The 16,489-nt window shown below is 66.3% G+C and carries 18 protein-coding genes; 9 read left to right on the top strand and 9 right to left on the bottom strand.

Annotated elements, in window-relative coordinates; genetic code table 11:
• Positions 1 to 203: 203 nt before the first annotated feature.
• The 6 genes from CSC94_RS20105 to CSC94_RS20130 all read left to right on the top strand — a co-directional run bounded on the left by CSC94_RS20105 (position 204) and on the right by CSC94_RS20130 (position 5,889).
• A complete protein-coding gene (locus tag CSC94_RS20105) occupies positions 204 to 1,010 on the top strand; it encodes a transketolase (RefSeq protein WP_099308231.1) in 807 nt (268 codons plus the stop codon).
• The gene (locus CSC94_RS20110) at positions 1,007 to 2,041 is read left to right on the top strand and encodes a transketolase family protein (RefSeq protein ID WP_099308174.1); all 1,035 of its coding nucleotides are present in this window, start codon (positions 1,007 to 1,009) and stop codon (positions 2,039 to 2,041) included. Before CSC94_RS20105 ends, CSC94_RS20110 begins: the two co-directional genes overlap by 4 nt.
• 42 nt (positions 2,042 to 2,083) lie before the next feature.
• Positions 2,084 to 2,845 carry an SDR family NAD(P)-dependent oxidoreductase gene (locus CSC94_RS20115; RefSeq protein ID WP_099308175.1) on the top strand — a complete coding sequence of 254 codons (762 nt, stop codon included), beginning with the start codon at positions 2,084 to 2,086 and terminating at the stop codon, positions 2,843 to 2,845.
• Positions 2,846 to 2,918: 73 nt separating this feature from the next.
• Positions 2,919 to 3,884 (top strand): TRAP transporter substrate-binding protein, encoded by a 966-nt coding sequence (locus tag CSC94_RS20120; protein ID WP_165784526.1) that lies wholly within the window; start codon positions 2,919 to 2,921, stop codon positions 3,882 to 3,884.
• Complete coding sequence (locus tag CSC94_RS20125) at positions 3,884 to 4,453, top strand: TRAP transporter small permease (protein ID WP_099308176.1); 570 nt, start codon at positions 3,884 to 3,886, stop codon at positions 4,451 to 4,453. Before CSC94_RS20120 ends, CSC94_RS20125 begins: the two co-directional genes overlap by 1 nt.
• A 179-nt stretch (positions 4,454 to 4,632) precedes the next feature.
• Entirely contained in the window at positions 4,633 to 5,889 is a 1,257-nt protein-coding gene (locus tag CSC94_RS20130) for a TRAP transporter large permease (RefSeq protein WP_099308177.1), read from the top strand.
• A gap of 9 nt (positions 5,890 to 5,898) precedes the next feature.
• On the opposite strand, the gene CSC94_RS20135 is transcribed toward CSC94_RS20130, so the two are convergent.
• Positions 5,899 to 6,885 carry a LysR family transcriptional regulator gene (locus CSC94_RS20135; protein WP_099308233.1) on the bottom strand — a complete coding sequence of 329 codons (987 nt, stop codon included), beginning with the start codon at positions 6,883 to 6,885 and terminating at the stop codon, positions 5,899 to 5,901.
• A 207-nt stretch (positions 6,886 to 7,092) separates the two neighbouring features.
• On the opposite strand from CSC94_RS20135, the gene CSC94_RS20140 reads away from it, so the two are divergent.
• Together CSC94_RS20140 and CSC94_RS20145 are read left to right on the top strand one after the other, a co-directional pair.
• The gene (locus tag CSC94_RS20140; protein WP_099308178.1) at positions 7,093 to 7,770 is read left to right on the top strand and encodes a response regulator transcription factor; all 678 of its coding nucleotides are present in this window, start codon (positions 7,093 to 7,095) and stop codon (positions 7,768 to 7,770) included.
• Entirely contained in the window at positions 7,767 to 9,128 is a 1,362-nt protein-coding gene (locus CSC94_RS20145) for a sensor histidine kinase (RefSeq protein ID WP_099308179.1), read from the top strand. Before CSC94_RS20140 ends, CSC94_RS20145 begins: the two co-directional genes overlap by 4 nt.
• Here CSC94_RS20145 and CSC94_RS20150 read toward each other — a convergent pair.
• The 8 genes from CSC94_RS20150 to CSC94_RS24695 form a co-directional block, all read right to left on the bottom strand.
• Positions 9,112 to 9,765 carry a class I SAM-dependent methyltransferase gene (locus CSC94_RS20150; protein ID WP_099308180.1) on the bottom strand — a complete coding sequence of 218 codons (654 nt, stop codon included), beginning with the start codon at positions 9,763 to 9,765 and terminating at the stop codon, positions 9,112 to 9,114. The two genes, CSC94_RS20145 and CSC94_RS20150, sit on opposite strands and share 17 nt — an antisense overlap.
• On the bottom strand, positions 9,762 to 10,433 hold the full coding sequence (locus tag CSC94_RS20155; RefSeq protein WP_245408429.1) for a tetratricopeptide repeat protein: 672 nt from the start codon (positions 10,431 to 10,433) through the stop codon (positions 9,762 to 9,764). Before CSC94_RS20155 ends, CSC94_RS20150 begins: the two co-directional genes overlap by 4 nt.
• Entirely contained in the window at positions 10,426 to 11,256 is an 831-nt protein-coding gene (locus CSC94_RS20160) for an SDR family NAD(P)-dependent oxidoreductase (protein WP_099308182.1), read from the bottom strand. The genes CSC94_RS20155 and CSC94_RS20160 overlap by 8 nt, the downstream gene beginning before the upstream one ends.
• Positions 11,240 to 11,908, bottom strand: a complete 669-nt coding sequence (locus tag CSC94_RS20165) for an iron-containing redox enzyme family protein (RefSeq protein ID WP_099308183.1) — start codon at positions 11,906 to 11,908, stop codon at positions 11,240 to 11,242. The genes CSC94_RS20160 and CSC94_RS20165 overlap by 17 nt, the downstream gene beginning before the upstream one ends.
• Positions 11,895 to 13,409, bottom strand: coding sequence for an AMP-binding protein (locus CSC94_RS20170; RefSeq protein ID WP_099308184.1), 1,515 nt, complete (start codon positions 13,407 to 13,409; stop codon positions 11,895 to 11,897). The genes CSC94_RS20165 and CSC94_RS20170 overlap by 14 nt, the downstream gene beginning before the upstream one ends.
• Positions 13,393 to 13,977, bottom strand: coding sequence for a thermostable hemolysin (locus CSC94_RS20175; RefSeq protein ID WP_099308185.1), 585 nt, complete (start codon positions 13,975 to 13,977; stop codon positions 13,393 to 13,395). The genes CSC94_RS20170 and CSC94_RS20175 overlap by 17 nt, the downstream gene beginning before the upstream one ends.
• A gap of 156 nt (positions 13,978 to 14,133) precedes the next feature.
• Positions 14,134 to 14,706 carry a dual specificity protein phosphatase family protein gene (locus CSC94_RS20180; RefSeq protein ID WP_099308234.1) on the bottom strand — a complete coding sequence of 191 codons (573 nt, stop codon included), beginning with the start codon at positions 14,704 to 14,706 and terminating at the stop codon, positions 14,134 to 14,136.
• A 191-nt stretch (positions 14,707 to 14,897) separates the two neighbouring features.
• Positions 14,898 to 15,284, bottom strand: coding sequence for a PepSY domain-containing protein (locus CSC94_RS24695; protein WP_165784527.1), 387 nt, complete (start codon positions 15,282 to 15,284; stop codon positions 14,898 to 14,900).
• Between the two features lie 307 nt (positions 15,285 to 15,591).
• Here CSC94_RS24695 and CSC94_RS20190 point away from each other — a divergent pair, with 307 nt between their 5' ends.
• Entirely contained in the window at positions 15,592 to 16,392 is an 801-nt protein-coding gene (locus CSC94_RS20190; protein ID WP_099308187.1) for a COG4705 family protein, read from the top strand.
• The last annotated feature ends 97 nt before the right edge of the window (positions 16,393 to 16,489 follow it).

The following is a 16,489-nucleotide window of genomic DNA, read 5'->3' on the forward strand; positions in this document are numbered from 1 at the left end:
CGGGCGACATGCGTTCGCGATGGATTAATGGGGCGGACGCCGCGATGATATTAAGTTTTCCTACACACCTTGTTAATTTTTCAGATTCGGAACTGGCCCGCGCTTTTGCTAGGACCTTCGTCACGCCGTGACTGTCACTGCGGGAGGAAACCTTGGAAAACCTGCGGCCGCGCAACCTGCGCGCTTCGAACGTATCGCTTGCGATGCGCGCCTGGAACATCCGGCGCAAGGCGCTGCTCATGGGCGAAGTTCAGGGCCAGGGCTACATCGGCCAGGCGCTGGGGATCGCCGACGTTCTGGCGGCAAGCTATTTCCATGCGCTGGAATACCGGCCGGAAGATCCGGAGTGGGAAGGCCGCGACCGCTTCTATCTCTCCATCGGCCATTATGCCATTGCCCTCTACGCGGTGCTGATGGAAGCCGGTATCCTGCCCGAGGACGAACTGCAAACCTACGGCATGGACGACAGCCGCATGCCCATGTCCGGCATGGCGTCCTACACGCCGGGCATGGAAATCACCGGCGGCTCTCTCGGCCATGGGCTCGGCATCGCGGTCGGCGCGGCCATGGGCCTGAAGCGCAAGAAGAGCCCGGCGCTGGTCTACAATCTCATGTCGGACGGCGAACTGGGCGAAGGCTCGACCTGGGAAGCGGCCATGTCGGCCGTGCAGCACGGGCTCGACAACCTGGTCTGCCTCGTCGATTTCAACGACCAGCAGGCCGACGGCAGGACGACCGACGCGCTGGCGCGGGTTCCGGAAGAAGCCAAGTGGGCCGCGTTCGGCTGGCATGCCCAGCGCGTTGACGGCAATGACCTCGAGGCCGTCGTCGCAGCGCTCGATGCCGCGCGCAACCTCGCCGGTGCAAGGCCGCGCGTGATCATCTTCGATACCACCATGTGCAAGGGCGTCGACTTCCTGGAAAAGCGCGAGATCACCCACTTCGTCCGCGTCGAGGCCGATGAATGGGCCAAGGCCCTGGCCGTGCTGGAAAAGGGGAAACCGTCATGACGCTCGCCTCCATGGCCCGCAAGTATGAGCCGCGAAAGCCCGTCCAGGGTGACAAGGTGGCAACCTCGGCGATGATCGCGTCACTGGCCGCGGAAGGCTATGACACCGTCTCCGCGCCCTTCGGTCACGCGCTCGTCGACCTCGCCCGCAAGGACGAACGGATCGTCGGCCTGACGGCCGATCTCGGCAGGTATACCGACCTGCACATCCTCGCCGAGGCGATGCCGGACCGGTTCTACCAGATGGGCATGGCCGAACAGCTGCTGATGTCGGCGGCCGCCGGCCTGGCGCGCGAGGGCTTCCTGCCCTTTGCCACCACCTATGCCGTTTTCGCGTCGCGGCGCGCCTACGATTTTATCGCCATGGCCATCGCGGAAGAGAACCTGCCGGTCAGGATCGCCTGCGCCCTGCCGGGCCTGACGACCGGCTACGGTCCGAGCCACCAGGCGACCGAGGATCTCGCGATCTTCCGCGGCCTGCCCAACATGACCATCATCGATCCCTGCGACGCCGACGACATCCGGGGCATGGTGCCCCAGATCGCTGCCCACGACGGCCCCGTTTATACCCGCCTGCTGCGCGGCAAGGTGCCCACGGTGCTGACCCGCCACAAGCCGGACTACCGCTTCCGGCTCGGCAAGGCGCAGATGATCCGCGAGGGGCGCGACGTTCTCGTTGTCGCTTCGGGCATCATGACCATGCGCGCGCTCGACGCGGCGGCAGTGCTGGCCGCCGACAATATCGATGTTGCCGTGCTGCATGTACCGACCATCAAGCCGCTCGATACCGCGACGATCCTGGAAGAGGCCGGCCGGGGCGGCCGCCTCGTGGTCACCGCGGAAAATCACTCGGTGAACGGCGGCCTGGGCGAGGCGGTCGCCCGCGTGCTGCTGACCAATGCCGTCACGCCGGCCTTCCGCATGATCGGGCTGCCGGACGAATTCCTGGAGGCCGGTGCGCTCCCGACCCTGCATGACATGTACGGGCTCTCGGTCGCAAAGGTCGCCGAACAGATCAGGGGCTGGCTGTAACGGCCGCTCCGGAACATGAAACCCAAACCGATCCGGGAGACTATGGCCATGGGCCTGCTAGATGGAAAATTCGCAATCGTGACCGGCGCCGCGAGCCCGCGTGGACTGGGCAAGGCGACAGCCGCCCTGTTTGCCGAGCACGGCGCGACGGTCGCGATCCTCGACCTCGACGAAGCTGCCGCGAAGGCAGCGGCTGCCGACCTGCCGGGCGAAGGCCACGTCGGCCTGGCCTGCAACGTCACCGACAAGGCGGCCTGTCAGAAGGCAGTTGCCGAGATCGAAAGGCTCTGGGGCCGCATCGATGTGCTGGTCAACAACGCCGGCATCACCCAGCCGCTGAAGATCATGGACATCCAGCCGGACAACTACGACGCCGTTCTCGACGTCAACCTGCGCGGCACGCTCTACATGAGCCAGGCCGCCATCCCCGGCATGCGGGAACGCAAGGGCGGCGCCATCGTCAACCTGTCGTCGGTATCGGCGCAGCGTGGCGGCGGCATCTTCGGCGGCCCGCACTACTCTGCCGCCAAGGCCGGCATCCTCGGCCTGACCAAGGCCATGGCGCGGGAACTGGCGCCTGCAGGCGTGCGCGTCAACGCCATCTGCCCCGGGTTCATCGCCACCGACATCACCGCCGGCAAGCTGACGCCGGCTATGAAGGAACAGATCCTGGAAGGCATTCCCATGGGCCGGGCCGGCGAGGCATCCGACGTTGCCGGTTGCGCTCTCTTCCTGGCCAGCGACCTCTCTGCCTATTGCACCGGCACGGAAGTCGACGTGAACGGCGGATCGCTCATCCATTGATCCCCGGACGGCCCGGACAGGGAGCCGGGCCGATCAGACCTGCCAATGTTTCGTTTCTGAAGGAGGAAAGAAAATGATGAAACGTCTCGCCATGGCCATCCTGGCCACCACCATGCTCTCTTCGGCCGCCAGCGCCGAGGAAGTGATCTTCGCCCACGGCGCCAATGCCGGCAACCCGCGCTTCGTCGCGGCGGAAAAGTGGGCCGAGCTGTTTTCCGCCTGCACCGACGGCAAGGACACCGTCAACGTCGCGCCGTCCGCCACCATGGGCAACGACGTCGAAATGCTGACCTCGGCAACCGGCGGAGTCATCCAGGTGACGGCCAACAGCCAGGGCGCCATGTCGCAGATCGTTCCGGAAATCGGCCTGCTCGGCCTGCCCTTCCTGTTCAAGGACCTGCCGACGGCATGGAAGGTTCTCGACGGTGACGTCGGTGCCATGCTCGACAAGCGCGCGCAGGATTCCGGGCTGAAGATCCTCGGCTTCTGGGACAACGGCATCCGCAATGTCACCCATGTCTCCAAGTTCGTCAGCGAGCCGGCAGACATCAAGGGCATGAAGATCCGCACGCCCCCGGACCAGATGACCGTCGACATCTTCGAGGCCCTCGGCGCCGCCCCGGCCCCGCTGGCCTGGTCGGAACTGCCGACCGCGCTGCAGTCCGGTGTCTTTGACGGCCAGGAAAACCCGCTGACCAACATCTACTCGGCCAAGCTGCACGAGATCACGCCCTATGTGACCATGACCGGTCACAAGTACGAGTCGACGCCCGTCGTGGCCGGCCTGTCCTGGTGGCAGGGTCTCGACGAGAAGACGCAGGGCTGTGCGATCGAGGCAACGAAGGAAGCCGGCAAGCTGCAGCGCCAGATGTCGCTGGAAGGCGACGAGACACTCCGTCCGAAGATGGAAGCCGAGGGCGCCAAGTTCGCCGAGGCCGACAAGAAGGCCTACCAGGAAGCCACCGCTTCGGTCTACGAGAAGTATGCCAAGCAGTACCCGGACCTGGTCGAAGCCCTGAAAAAGGCTGCGGCAGAGTGATGACCGGCGCCGGCGGACCCGTCCCCGGCGCAGCGAGGAAGGGGGCTTCCCCCTTCCTCCGCCTGCTGGCCGGCTTGACTTTCCTGCTGGAAAGCAGCGGCAAGGTGATCGCCGTTGCCTGCCTGGCCTTCATGTTCGTGGCCCTGCTGACCAACGTGATCCTGCGCTATGCCTTCGATTCCGGCATTCCCTGGGCCTACGAGATCCACGCGGTGCTGCTGCCCTGGCTGGTCGCAGGCGGCCTCGTCATCGCCTCGGCGCGCGGTCGCAACATCGCCATCACGCTGCTGGCCGAAATCCTGCAGGGCCGCAAGCGCCTCGTCCTGCAGGCCATCATCCAGGTGACGATCATCATCATCGCGCTCGGCGTCCTGTGGTCGGGGCAGCCGATCCTCAAGGCATCGCGCTTCCAGACGCTCTCGACGCTCGGCATCAAGCAGGTCTGGGGCTATGCCAGCCTCGTCTATGCCTTTGCCGCCATCGCGCTGATCGCCTTCGCCGACCTCGTCCGCGTGTTCCGCGGTATCGACGTGATGGACCACGACCCCGAGAACGCGAGCTTGAGCTAGAGCAATTCCAGCGAAAGCGGGCACCGGTTCCGCGTTCGGGATCGCGTCAAGACATGAGATGAGAGCATGGGCGCGGTTCAAAGAGGCGCGAGAGATGCTCCGGGCGCGCGACGCTGCTGCAGACGACCCGTGACGGCTCCGGGAAAACCGTCGACACAGACTTCCGGGAGGAGACGACGATGGCCCTGGCCATGATCTGGGTTTTCATGATTTTGCTGGCGCTGGCCGTACCGGTCGCCCATGCCATGCTGGGCGGCGTCGGCGTGGCCCTCATTCTCGACGGCAAGCCGCTGGCGGTGATCCTGCAGCGTCTCTACACGCCGACGCAGAGCTTCCCGATGCTGGCCATCCCGTTCTTCATCCTGGCCGGCAGCCTGATGATGTCCGGCAAGTTCGGCGTCTACCTCGTCAATATCGCCCGCCTGCTCGTGGGCAACTTCAAGGGCGGCCTCGGCCAGGTCTCCATCATCGGCTCGGTCATGTTCGGCGGCGTATCCGGCTCGGCTGTGGCCGATGCCACGGCGCTCGGCAACGCCCTCATCCCGGTCCAGCTCAAGGAGGGCTATCCGAAGGGTTTTGCCGCGGCGATCAACTCGGCCTCGTCCACCGTTTCGGTCCTGATCCCGCCGTCAATCCCGCTCATCCTGTTCGGCCTCGTCTCCAACGTCTCCATCGTCGACCTCTTCGTCGCCGGCATCCTGCCCGGCCTGATGCTCGGGATCGGCATGTTCGCCATGGTCTGGTGGGTGGCCCACCGGCGCAACCTGCCGCGCGCCCCGCTCGAAGGCGGCTTCCAGGCCTTCAAGGGACAGATTTTCACGGCCGTCCCGGCGCTGCTCATGCCGGTCTTCGTCATCGGCACGCTGCGCTTCGGCATCGCCACGCCGACCGAAGTCTCCGTCATGGCGGTGGCCTATGCCCTGTTCGTCAGCGGCTTCGTCTACCGCGATCTCAATGCCCGGCTGATCTGGGCCGCCTGCGTGGAAACCGCGATGATGACCGGCGCGGTGATGTTCATCATCATGGCCTCGTCGACCATCCAGTGGCTGCTGACCGTCGAGCGCGTACCGCAGACGCTGGCGATCTGGGTCACGTCGTCCTTCTCCGAGCCGTGGATGATCATCCTTGCGATGAACATCGTCATGCTCGTCGTCGGCGCCTTTCTCGATCTGCCTGCGGCCGTCCTGCTGCTCGGACCCCTGTTCGTGACCGTCGGTCAGGCCATCGGCCTCGACCTCGTGCAACTCGGCCTGATGATGGTCGTCAACCTGTCCATCGGCCTCTACACGCCACCGGTCGGGACGACGCTCTTTATATCCGCCGCCATCGCGCGTACAGGCATCGGCGAGGTCGTGAAATCGCTCATGCCGTTCTATTTCGTCGCGCTGATCGTACTGCTGCTGATCTCCTACGTCCCGGCCCTGACGATCTACTGACGCCGCCTTTCAAAGTGACGTCGGCGCCACCTGGATCAGGCCGGAGCCGGTCTCGAGCCGGAATTCGCAGCCGAAATCGGCCAGCACCTGGCGGGCCTGCGTCTCGTGCGCCGCGCTTTCGCCGGCCAGCCAGTCGGCGAAGCGGTTGACGATGCGCCGGTTGAAATGGCGCGGCGGGCAGACGAACCAGTAGGCCGGGAAGTCGATCACCGGGAAGGCGGAGGAAAACGGAACGAGGTTGCCGCTGATGAGGTCGGGCAGGCACAGCGTGACACTGTCGAGCGCGAGACCGCCGCCCTGCTTGGCAAGCTCGATGGCCATGGAGGAGCGGTCGAAGCGAAGCGGGTAGTTGAGATCGGGGATGGTGACATTGTTCTGCGCCAGCCAGAGATCCCAACGGAAAATCGTCTTGACGCTGTCGATCAGCCGCGCCTTCCTCAACTGTTCCGCCGGGTCGTCAGACAGCCCGCGCAGCGTTTCGAGATAGTCCGGGCTGCAGATCGGCAGGACCAGGTCGTTCATGATCCGCCGTTCGCTGAGGCCCGCCCATCCGCCGAGGCCGTAACGCAGGTCGAAATCGACCGCCTCCGTCTCGAAGGCGGAGAAATCCGGTGTGGCGTCGATGCGGATGTTCCATTCCGGGTTCTCGGTCAGGAAGCTGTTGATCCGCGGTCCCAGCCAGCGCACGCCGAAGCTCGGGCTGACGCGGATGGTCAGGTTGCGCACCTCGCGCTGGCGGGCGATGGAACTGCGCGCATTGCGAATGGCGCTGAACGCCTGGGTCGTGGTCTGGAACAGCCGGTCGCCGTCCAGCGTCAGGATCAGCTTGCGCTTCTCCCGACGGAACAGCCGCACGCCGAACTGGCCTTCCAGGTTGCGGATCTGCTGCGAGACGGCGGAGGGCGAGACGCCCAGTTCGAGCGCCGCCTTGGTGATCGACCCGAGTCGGGCAACGGCCTCGAAATATTCCGTCGCTTTGATGTTGATATCGCGCATGACCATCCGAAAGCGCATTTTCGCGCCTTGCGCAAGCGCCTTGGCGCCAAGGCGGGCGCCCGGACAGGAACGCAGGGGACCTGCGGCAGTCCGGCACACCGCCTGCTCAGCACTTTGTCATCCGGGCTGGACCATTGTCCGCTCGATCCCCGGCACGCCAGTGCCCAAGGTTGAGCCCGCCATGTTCCCACACTGCCCCCCTGCCCGATGCGCATACTCCTGATCGAGGACAACAAGAAGCTTGCCGACGTGATCTGCGACGCGATGCGCGCCCAGACGCTGACCGTCGACTGGATGGCGACTGCCCGTGACGGCGAGGCGGCCATGCTGGCCATGACCTATGACGCCGTCGTGCTCGACCTTGGCCTGCCCGACCGCGATGGCCTCACGCTGATCGGCCCGATCCGCCAGATTGCACCGACCATGCCCCTGCTCGTGCTGACAGCACGCGATGCCTCCACCTGCATCATCGAGGCCCTGGAAAAGGGCGCCGACGACTTCCTGGCCAAGCCCTTCGTCATGGGCGTGCTGATCGCCCGCGTCCGCGCCATCATGCGCCGCGGCGTGGTGACACAGGAGACCGTCCTGCGCCACGGCAGGCTGGAACTGGCGCCCGCGTCCCACTCGGTCAAGGTCAACGGCCTCGACCTGTCGCTCAGCCGGCGGGAGTTTGCCGCGCTGGAACTCTTCCTGCGCCGGCCGAACCGGGTCCTGTCCAAGGCGGACATGGAAGATGCCCTCTACGGATTCGGCGAGGAGCCCAGTTCCAATGCGATCGAGGTGCTGGTCCACCGCTTGCGCAGGAAGCTGGAGGAAGCCAGGTCTCCCGTCGACATCCACACCATGCGCGGCATCGGCTACATGCTGGCGGAACGTCCGTCGTGATCTGGTCCAGGCGGACGCTGTTTCAGCGGCTGGTCATCGCCATGTCGGCGGTCGCCGTGGTCGAGATCGGCCTGAGCGCGAGCTTTCTCTACGTCCGCTTCCAGTCGGTCGACCGGAAACTGCGGGAGGAGACGCTCTCCATCTTCGCCGACGATTTCGCAAGCGATATCCGCGCCGATCCGTCGATGCAGGACGCAGCCGTCGCCAATCTGACACTTCGCATCCGCGCGCTGCATGGCGAATTCGCCGTGATCGCGGCCGATGGCCAGGTGCTGCTCTCCTCCCTGGCCGGCAAGCGGCCGCTGGTCCCGGCCGTTTCGGGCCGGCATCGCTTCTACTTTCTTCCGCCCACCGACGGCGGCAAGGCGCTGTTCGGCATGTCCATGCCCGTCGCGCTAGGCCAGGCGACCGATATTCTCCAGATCGCCTTTCCACCCCAGCACATCGTTTTCGATACCATCCTGGAGGAATTCATCGGCGATATCGCCTGGCTCTGGATCCCCTTCATCCTGTTGTTGCTGCTGGTCAACACGGTCGTCCTTGCGCTGACCCTGAGACCGCTCCGGCTCGCAGCGGAGGAGGCCGCCTCCATCCGGCCATCGAGCATGACCACGCGGCTGACCGAGGGCCAGATGCCGAACGACGTGCTGGCCCTGGTACGCGCCGTCAACGGCGCTCTGGACCGGCTGCAGGCCGGTTTCCTTGCCATGGAACGGTTTGCCGCACATCTCGCCCATGAACTGCGAACGCCGCTTGCCGTGGCCAAGGCGCGCATCTCACGCCTGCCCGACGCCGCCGCCCGCGATGTCGAGGCGGATTTCAACGGCATGGAACGGGTCATCACGCAGTTGATCGACCATGTCCGGGTCGGCACCATCCACTTCGAGGCCGGCGATCGCGTGGACCTCGGCGCCCTGTCCGCGACGCTCGCACGCTTCATGGCGCCCATGCTCGTCCAGGCCGGGCGGAGGCTCGAACTGGACTGCCCGCCGGGCCCGGTCGTGGTCGCCGGGGCGCAGGACTTCCTGTTCCGGGCGCTGCGCAACCTGGTCGAGAATGCCATCCGGCACTCCCCGCCCGGCGGACTGGTCTCCATCCGCGTGTTCCGGACCGGGATCGCCGTGGAAGACGAGGGGGAGGGCTATTCCGATGCCCGTCTGCATGGCACGGACGAGCCGGACGACGCGACCGGCGATCGCTCGGAAGGTCTTGGCCTCGGCCTTGCCATCGTCTCCGAAACGATGGTCGCGCATGGCGGCAGGCTGGTCCTTGCCAACCGCGCGCAAGGCGGTGCCCGCGCGGCCATGACCTTTCCCGAACCGCCTTTTGCCGGACCGGACCTCAGCGAGTCGCGGTGAGCACGAGGCCCCGGATGCCGAAGCCCAGGGAGACCGGAAGGACCTCGATCGCGCCGCGATCGAACCCTGCCTCGGTCAGGAGATCCACGGCTTCCCCCCGGTCGAAGGTGCGGTGCGTCTCCGCTTCGCAGAACCGCCATTTCTCCATCGTGGCGCGTTCCGTGACATAGAGGCAAAGCCGCCCGCCGCCTTTCAGAACCCGGAAACAGTCCCGCATGTCATGGCCCGCGCGATCGAAGAAATAGGCGACGTTGACCGCCAGGATCCGGTCGAACGACTGGTCGGCGAAGGGCAACGGGGAAAACGGCCCTTCCCGCAGGTCGAGCCGCGACGCACGGATGGCCGCCGCGTTCTTGCGCCGGGCCATGGCAACCATGGTGGGCGAGTGGTCGACAGCCGTGAGCATTCCGCCGTCGAGATGGGTCAGGACCCGCTTCAGCCCCCGGCCGGACCCGAACCCCAGTTCCAGGACGTGATGATCCGGCCGGATATCAAGGTCATGGATCGCGGCGAGATAGGGTTTCCAGTTGAAGTGGGACATCAGGTGCCCGAGAACCCAGCCCGCACGCCCGTCCGGGCGGCGAAGCTGGTGTCCCGTGGCGGCCCAGACGTCGCGCCGCTGCAGGCCGGCGCTCATGCACCGGCTGCCTTCACCTTGCCGATCAGCTGCTTGATCACCAGCCGGCGGTTGTTGTCCCAGAGCGGCCGGTCGGCATTGGCCGGGATGGTCAGCGCCTTTTCGAGCACTTGCAGGGCATGGCCGTACTCGTGCTCCCCGTAGAGGAAATCGCCGTAGAAATACTCCGCGTCCAGGCTGTCCGGCGCGATCTGGACGGCCTGTTCCAGCAGGTGACGGGCCTTCTTGTTGTCGCCGAAGCCGATGGGGAAACCCGGAACCCGGTAATAGAGGACGGCAAGACTGGTCGTGGCCCCGGCATCCAGCGCCGCCGGGTCGATGTCATAGGCCTGCTGAAGCAGGTCGCGGGCCTGTTTCGCCAGTCCGAGCGCGGAAAACGCGCTGGCCATGGAAGCCCGTTCGCTGGTGATGATCCCGTCCCAGATCAGCGCCTCGGCGTGCCCGGGGTATTTCCGCACGAGATCGTCGGCCTGCTTGCCGAGTTCGTTCATCAGCGCGGTCTGCCGGTCGCCTTCGCGCATGGTGAATTTCAGCGTTTCCCATTGTCCGCGGACAGTGGCGATATCGGCCTGCATGGCCGAAGCATCGTCGGCGCGGGCCGGCTGGCTCGCCAGTGCGCAGGCGAACAGGCCGATGGCCGCGATGGTCTTGAAGGTGAGACTAGACATGGGATGCATCCTCGCTTGGTATTGGGTCGATGGTCCGGGCATGCCCCGGAACGATCGTGCTGGTCCGGGGAGTGACGAAACGGTCCACCATCCGTGGAGCCAGGGCCTGGAGCGCCATGAACAGGCGCTCGGCGGGAGATGGATAGACATGGTCCCTGCCCTGTTCGACGCCGCGCCAGATCTGCCGCGCGACCCGCTCGGGGCTGTCGGCTTTTCCTTCCGGCACGTAGGCCTTGAGCCGCGCCGCTGCATCGGTGGCAGTTGTCCGGGGTGCGGCATAAGTGACGGCGATGTTGCGTGCACGCAATTCGCGCCGCATGGCCACAGACACGCCCTTCACCGCCGCCTTGGACGCCGAGTACGCGGCGAAATGCGCTAACGGGATCTCGCCCAGCATGGAGCCGATGTTGACGATGCGCGGCGACCGCCCGCGTTCCAGCAGGGGAACCAGGTCACGGGTCAGGAACATGGGCGCCGTGACATTCGTCGACATCATGGCCAGGACAGTTTCGTCCGGCATCGCGGTCAGGCTGCCGGCGGCGATCACCCCGGCATTGTTGACCAGGATGTCGAGCCCGCCCCAGGCCGCGCCGATGCTGTCGGTGATACCGGCACGCCCGGCTTCGCTGGTGATATCGGCCGGCACGACCAGGTGCACCTGGCCCGGGTCGAGCAGGGTTCGGGTTTCGCGCAGGGCGTCGGCCCGGCGGCCGCTCAGGCACAGGCTTGCCCCGCGCCTTGCGGCCTCGACGGCGAGAGCGCGCCCGATGCCCGACCCCGCCCCCGTCACCAGCACGCGCCGTCCATCAAGCGGCCCGGGCAATGTTCGCCTCCTGCCCGAGGTCCTCGAAGATGGCCCCGTAGAGACGGTAGAACATTTTCGACTGGCCGATGATCAGGTCCTGCACGTCCCTGTCGGTGAACCCGTTGATGACCGTCTGGAAAAAGGCGACGTGGTCCTGGTCGAGCGCCCCGTGCGAGCGCAGGTAGGAAAAGCCCTTCTCTTCCGAGGTCCCGAAGCGGGCCTTGAGCGTATCGGCCACGCGGTCAGCCAGCAGCACCGAAAGCCCTTCCAGCACGTGGACACTTCCCAGCATGGCATAGGGACTGATGCGCTCGACCGCGTAATAGGTGTAGGCCACCATGATCCGGCAGGCCGCCCCCCCTTCTCCGGCCTCCACGGCGGCGGCGTCACCGCCAAGCGCCGCGATGTCGTCGAGGATCCACTTCTCGTGGCCCCTTTCCTCTTCCATGTATTCCACCAGCGCATCCTGGTAGCGCTCGTCGCGGGTCCGCGAGGCCGTCAGCGCCAGGAGCGGGAAAGTGTGCTTCACGTGGTGGTAGGCCTGTTCGAGAAAGGCAAGGTAGGTCTGCAGGCTGGCGCCCTGCGCAATGCCCTGCTGGACGATCGGAATGCGGAAGAAGGCGTCGCGTTCGGCTGCGGTTTCGGCCTGCAGGCGTTCATAGAAAGTCATGATGGCACCTTTCAGAGGCGGGGGAAATGTCGCCGGCCTGTTCGGCGGCGAGCGGGGAATGGTTGCGCGCAAGAAAATCACGGACCCGCGCGCGGACGATCCGGCCGTTGGACGTGAGAAGCCCTGCCCGGGCTGCATCGGCAAGCGACAGCGCGGCGATCCGGACCGGAATGGCGAAGTCAGGCAGGTCCCGGCAAAGGGACGTCACCGCCGCCCGCATCGCGTCCATCGAACCGTCCGCGATCCAGGCCTCGCCCTGCGGCGAAACGATCAGCAGCGCGTCGAGCGCAGCGCCGTCGCCACCCGTGACAGCGGCAAGGGCAATGCGCGGATCGGCCATCAGCGCGGCCTCGATCCATTCGGGCGAAATGTTGCGCCCGAAGGACGTGACGATGAGGTTGTCCTTGCGGCCATGGACAGTCAGGAATCCGTCCGCGTCGATTGAGCCGAGATCGCCGGTGCGCCAGGCCGGCCCGGCCGCAGTGCCGCCGAGATAGCCTGCCATCACGCCCGCGCTGGAAACGACGATCTCGCCCTCGTCGATGGCAATCGACACGCCGTCCAGCGGCTGCCCGGCCGTCCCTGTCCGCCGGGCACCCGGACGGTTCATCGCAACGACCGAACAGCATTCGGACAGCCCGTAGCCTTCGAACACGGGGATTCCCATGCGTTCGGCCGCCTCCAGCACGGGTGCCGGGACCGCCGCGCCGCCGACGGCAACGAACCGGAGGCTTGCCGGTGGCGTTAAGCCGAGCGCCTGCAGTTCCCCGACCAGGCTGCGAAGCAATTGCGGCACCAGCACGATCGCCGTCGGCCGGCGGGATGCCAGAAGCGGTGCCAGGCCGCGCCCGTCACCAGCGGCAACCCGGGACGCGAAAGCCGTGGCGAAATGCGCCCGCGCGCCGCAGAGGATCGGCAGGAACACCGCGCAGATCGTTTCCAGCAGCATCGGCAGGGGCAGGACCGAGAGGTAGCTGTCGGCGGCCGACCCGCCGCTGGCACTCGCCAGGCCCCGCGTCACGGCCTCGATCTGGCGCGTCGAATGGACCACGCCCTTCGGCGTTCCGGTGCTGCCGGAGGTGTAGATGACCAGCCGGAAATCGTCGCAAGGCGCCGGACACGTGCCGCCTGCCCCGTCGTGGGACAGGGCATGGGCAGGCACGCCGAATCTCGCGGCACGGGCGCGGTGGCTTTCCGTGGTGACGATGGCGTCGATTCCCGCATCGATGACGATCCGGCCAAGCTGGTCGTCGCTGAAAAACAGGGGCAGCGGCACCAGTGTCCTTCCGCGATGGGCCGCTGCCAGCATCGCGATGACGTAGTCGAGGCCGTTGGGGGCGGCGAGGCCGATGGTCGGCCCCTTGTCTTCCATCCAGCGCGCGGCATCGGCCAGCCTGTCGCGCAGGTCACGCCAGGTCAGCGCACCATTATCGTCGCTGAGCGCGATCCCGCCGGGCCGTGCTGCGGCTTGCCGCTCGATGGCATCAAAGAGAAAGCGCATGACCGGCCTCCGGGCGGGGAAGGATGACGGGCCGGACCGCGCCGGGATTGGCCAGCGCGAAGACGGCCGGTTCGTGGTCGTAATAGCTGCCCCAGCGCTGGAACCCTGCCACGCGCTGCCGGTCGGCAGGCGCCAGCATCAGCGGCGCCAGGCCCATGCGGGTCAGCATGCGTGCCAGGCGCCGGGTCAGCGTGAAGAAGCACCAATCGAAGCCGTTCTGCTGGCCGTAGCGCACGATGTCACCGATGAAGCGCGGCGTCAGTCCGGGATCGCGGCTGGCCAGCGAGGACACCTCGAAAATCCGCTCGCGCGCCACGAACTGCCCGGTCTGCGCGCCGATGATCTCCTCGACGGCACCATCGAGGTAGCATTCCGAGAAGAACCCGTCGCCGGCAAAACGCAGTCCGGCCGCGCAGACGAAGCGCCCGTCCGGGCCGGCCTTCGCGGCGATCGTCTCCGGGAACCCCGCCAGGGACGCGCCGTAACTGGCCAGGAAGACAGAAGAGATGAGGTGTTCCGCATCGCCGCGGTCGGCGGCCAGACGCCCCAGGATTGCAATCGGATGCATGCGAGCCCGTCCTTTCGTGTGACGGGTGCAAGCTCGCTTGCGTCGCTTACGGGCGGCTTACAGAAACGCGGCAAGTCCATGATGTTTCTGCGGCGGGAATGGGCTGTCCCCTCGCCCCTGTCCCGGAATGCCCGGCGCAACCCGGACCGATGGCTGTCAGGAGGCGTATCCGAGCCAGGATTCGAGCCGTTCCCAGCTTTCGTCCATGGCGAAGGTCGGCGACAGGAACGGGATGCCCACGTGGCCGAAGCGCAGCGACAGCTGGCCCTCCGCATGGCTTTCCGTCGCGCCCGCGATGGCGCCGAGATACAGTGCCGAGGCCAGGCCCGTCCGGTCGGACCCGCTCTTGCAATGAAGCAGGATCGGCTTCGGCGCGTCACGCATCAGGGCGACGAGTGCGCGGGCCTGTTCGTCCGTCAGCTCGCGCTTGGCCTGCATGGCGAAATCCACGTGACGGATGCCAAGCGCCTTCGATTCCCGGATTTCGCCGTCATACCACGCGCTGCCGGGCTTGGCGCCGCGCAGGTTGATGACGGTTTTGATCCCGTAGTCGCGATGGTAGCGGGCAAGGCTGTCCGGAGTGACCTGCGCTGCCCGGTAAAGCTGCCCCGGCAGGACTTCGTAGAAATTGCCCGTCAGTTGCAGGCCGGCGAGGTAGATCCCGGTCAGGGCCAGCAGCAGCACCGGCAACCCCAGCAACTTCAGGATCATTCGTCTTGAGTGGTTCATGCTTCCGTCTCCACCGCCCGACCGGTCGTTGCGCATCATCACGCTGCGTCATCGTGGCGCTTCTACGGCGGCCCGATGACGGCGGTATGTCGGCAATTCCCCGGTATGTTGAGGCGGCCACGCAACCGGACCGCTTCGTCCGTCGAAACGGCCGTGGCGGATGCGCCACGGCCGCGGTTCAGCCTGCGCCGTCAGTCGGTCTCGCCGACCTCCTGGCCGCCATCGTCGTCCTCGGCATCCCGGGCCTGGCCGCTGTCCTCGTTCGCTGCGATCACGGAGACCTTGCCCGTTGCGGTATCGACCGCGAAATCGTGCTCGGCGCCATCCTGTCCGAGGATGGAGACCTCATAATTGCCGACGCCGTTTTCCAGGTTGAACTGGAGTTCGGACACCTTGCCCGGTGCTTGCGCCAGGGCCGCGTCGATCGCTGCACCCGCGGACAGTTTCGCCGCGGCCAGCGCCTGCATCTCCTGCGCATCCGCCTGTGCCGATCGTTCGGCCGCAAAGGCCTGCGGGGCAAGGCCCGCGCCGAGCGCGGCTGCGAGCACGGTGGCGGCAATGGTCTTGGACTTGGTCATGTGGTTCTCCTTGTGACCGGCCGGCTCCATGCCGGTCCGGTAAAAGGAAGATGACCCCGCCATGTCACGCCCGCCTTTCCGCAACCTTACGGATTGTTCGGGCTTGTGGCCGGATCTGGGCAACAGGGCGCAGGCCGTTGCGCCGTCCGGCTTACAAATCCGTAAGGTTCCCGAAAGGCAGCTGACAGGTCGCAAAGCCATAAGGGCATCGTCCGGTCGCCGATGACCGGAGGGACCGTCGCCCGAGCGCCCGGCCCGTTGACCCATTCATTGCATGGCGGCCGCCCCGGCTGCCGAGGAGAGCGACATGACCACACTTGCCACGACCGCGGGACCGGCATCGGCCCGGCCGGCAAAACCCGTCTACAACCGCGTCCCGCAGGTGACGCCCGACTTCTGGATCGTCAAGCTGCTGGCAGTCACCGTCGGCGAGACGGCGGCCGATTACCTCGCCGTCAATCTCGGCCTCGGCCTTCCGGCCACTTCGCTCATCATGAGCGGCTTCCTGATCGCCGCCCTGGTCCTGCAATTCGCCCAGCGCCGCTATGTCCCCTGGACCTACTGGCTGGCCGTCGTCCTCGTTTCCGTCGTCGGAACGCTGATCACGGACAACCTGGTGGACAATCTCGGCGTCAGCCTGCAGGCGGCGACGCTCGGCTTCGCCATCGCGCTGGCGGCCACCTTCGCGCTCTGGTTCGCCATCGAGCGGACCCTGTCCATTCACACCATCTACACCTTCCGGCGGGAAGCTTTCTACTGGCTGGCCATCCTGTTCACCTTCGCGCTCGGCACAGCGGCCGGCGATCTCGTCGCCGAAGGCCTGTCGCTTGGCTACCTCCAGGCGGGGCTCGCCTACAGCGCCGCGATCGCCGTCATCGCGCTCGGCTACTACGTTTTCAAGCTGAACGGCATCCTGGCCTTCTGGCTCGCCTATATCCTCACCCGGCCCATGGGCGCCTCCTTCGGCGACCTGATGTCCCAGGCGAAGGCGGACGGTGGACTGGGCTTCGGCACCACCACGACCAGCCTCGTCTTCCTGTTCGGCATTGCCGTCGTCATCGCCTACATGACCATCGTTCATGACGGCGACGAGACAAAGCAGGCCTGAACCCGGTTTCGTTGCAGGCAGGTCCGCCGTGCCGGCACCGGATCGCCCACCGGGATCCGCAGCCACGGCCATGGCGGGCCAGACGACCGGGGCAAGA

Source organism: Zhengella mangrovi (assembly GCF_002727065.1).
GTDB classification, from domain to species: domain Bacteria; phylum Pseudomonadota; class Alphaproteobacteria; order Rhizobiales; family Rhizobiaceae; genus Zhengella; species Zhengella mangrovi.

Excerpts from the sequence above, each read along its gene's own strand:
- CSC94_RS20105 (WP_099308231.1), top strand. The coding sequence starts at position 204 with ATGCGCGCCTGGAACATCCGGCGCAAGGCGCTGCTCATGGGCGAAGTT.
- CSC94_RS20110 (WP_099308174.1), top strand. The coding sequence starts at position 1,007 with ATGACGCTCGCCTCCATGGCCCGCAAGTATGAGCCGCGAAAGCCCGTC.
- CSC94_RS20115 (WP_099308175.1), top strand. The coding sequence starts at position 2,084 with ATGGCCATGGGCCTGCTAGATGGAAAATTCGCAATCGTGACCGGCGCC.
- CSC94_RS20120 (WP_165784526.1), top strand. The coding sequence starts at position 2,919 with ATGATGAAACGTCTCGCCATGGCCATCCTGGCCACCACCATGCTCTCT.
- CSC94_RS20125 (WP_099308176.1), top strand. The coding sequence starts at position 3,884 with ATGACCGGCGCCGGCGGACCCGTCCCCGGCGCAGCGAGGAAGGGGGCT.
- CSC94_RS20130 (WP_099308177.1), top strand. The coding sequence starts at position 4,633 with ATGGCCCTGGCCATGATCTGGGTTTTCATGATTTTGCTGGCGCTGGCC.
- CSC94_RS20135 (WP_099308233.1), bottom strand. The coding sequence starts at position 6,885 with ATGCGCGATATCAACATCAAAGCGACGGAATATTTCGAGGCCGTTGCC.
- CSC94_RS20140 (WP_099308178.1), top strand. The coding sequence starts at position 7,093 with ATGCGCATACTCCTGATCGAGGACAACAAGAAGCTTGCCGACGTGATC.
- CSC94_RS20150 (WP_099308180.1), bottom strand. The coding sequence starts at position 9,765 with ATGAGCGCCGGCCTGCAGCGGCGCGACGTCTGGGCCGCCACGGGACAC.
- CSC94_RS20155 (WP_245408429.1), bottom strand. The coding sequence starts at position 10,433 with ATGTCTAGTCTCACCTTCAAGACCATCGCGGCCATCGGCCTGTTCGCC.
- CSC94_RS20165 (WP_099308183.1), bottom strand. The coding sequence starts at position 11,908 with ATGACTTTCTATGAACGCCTGCAGGCCGAAACCGCAGCCGAACGCGAC.
- CSC94_RS20170 (WP_099308184.1), bottom strand. The coding sequence starts at position 13,409 with ATGCGCTTTCTCTTTGATGCCATCGAGCGGCAAGCCGCAGCACGGCCC.
- CSC94_RS20175 (WP_099308185.1), bottom strand. The coding sequence starts at position 13,977 with ATGCATCCGATTGCAATCCTGGGGCGTCTGGCCGCCGACCGCGGCGAT.
- CSC94_RS20180 (WP_099308234.1), bottom strand. The coding sequence starts at position 14,706 with ATGAACCACTCAAGACGAATGATCCTGAAGTTGCTGGGGTTGCCGGTG.
- CSC94_RS24695 (WP_165784527.1), bottom strand. The coding sequence starts at position 15,284 with ATGACCAAGTCCAAGACCATTGCCGCCACCGTGCTCGCAGCCGCGCTC.
- CSC94_RS20190 (WP_099308187.1), top strand. The coding sequence starts at position 15,592 with ATGACCACACTTGCCACGACCGCGGGACCGGCATCGGCCCGGCCGGCA.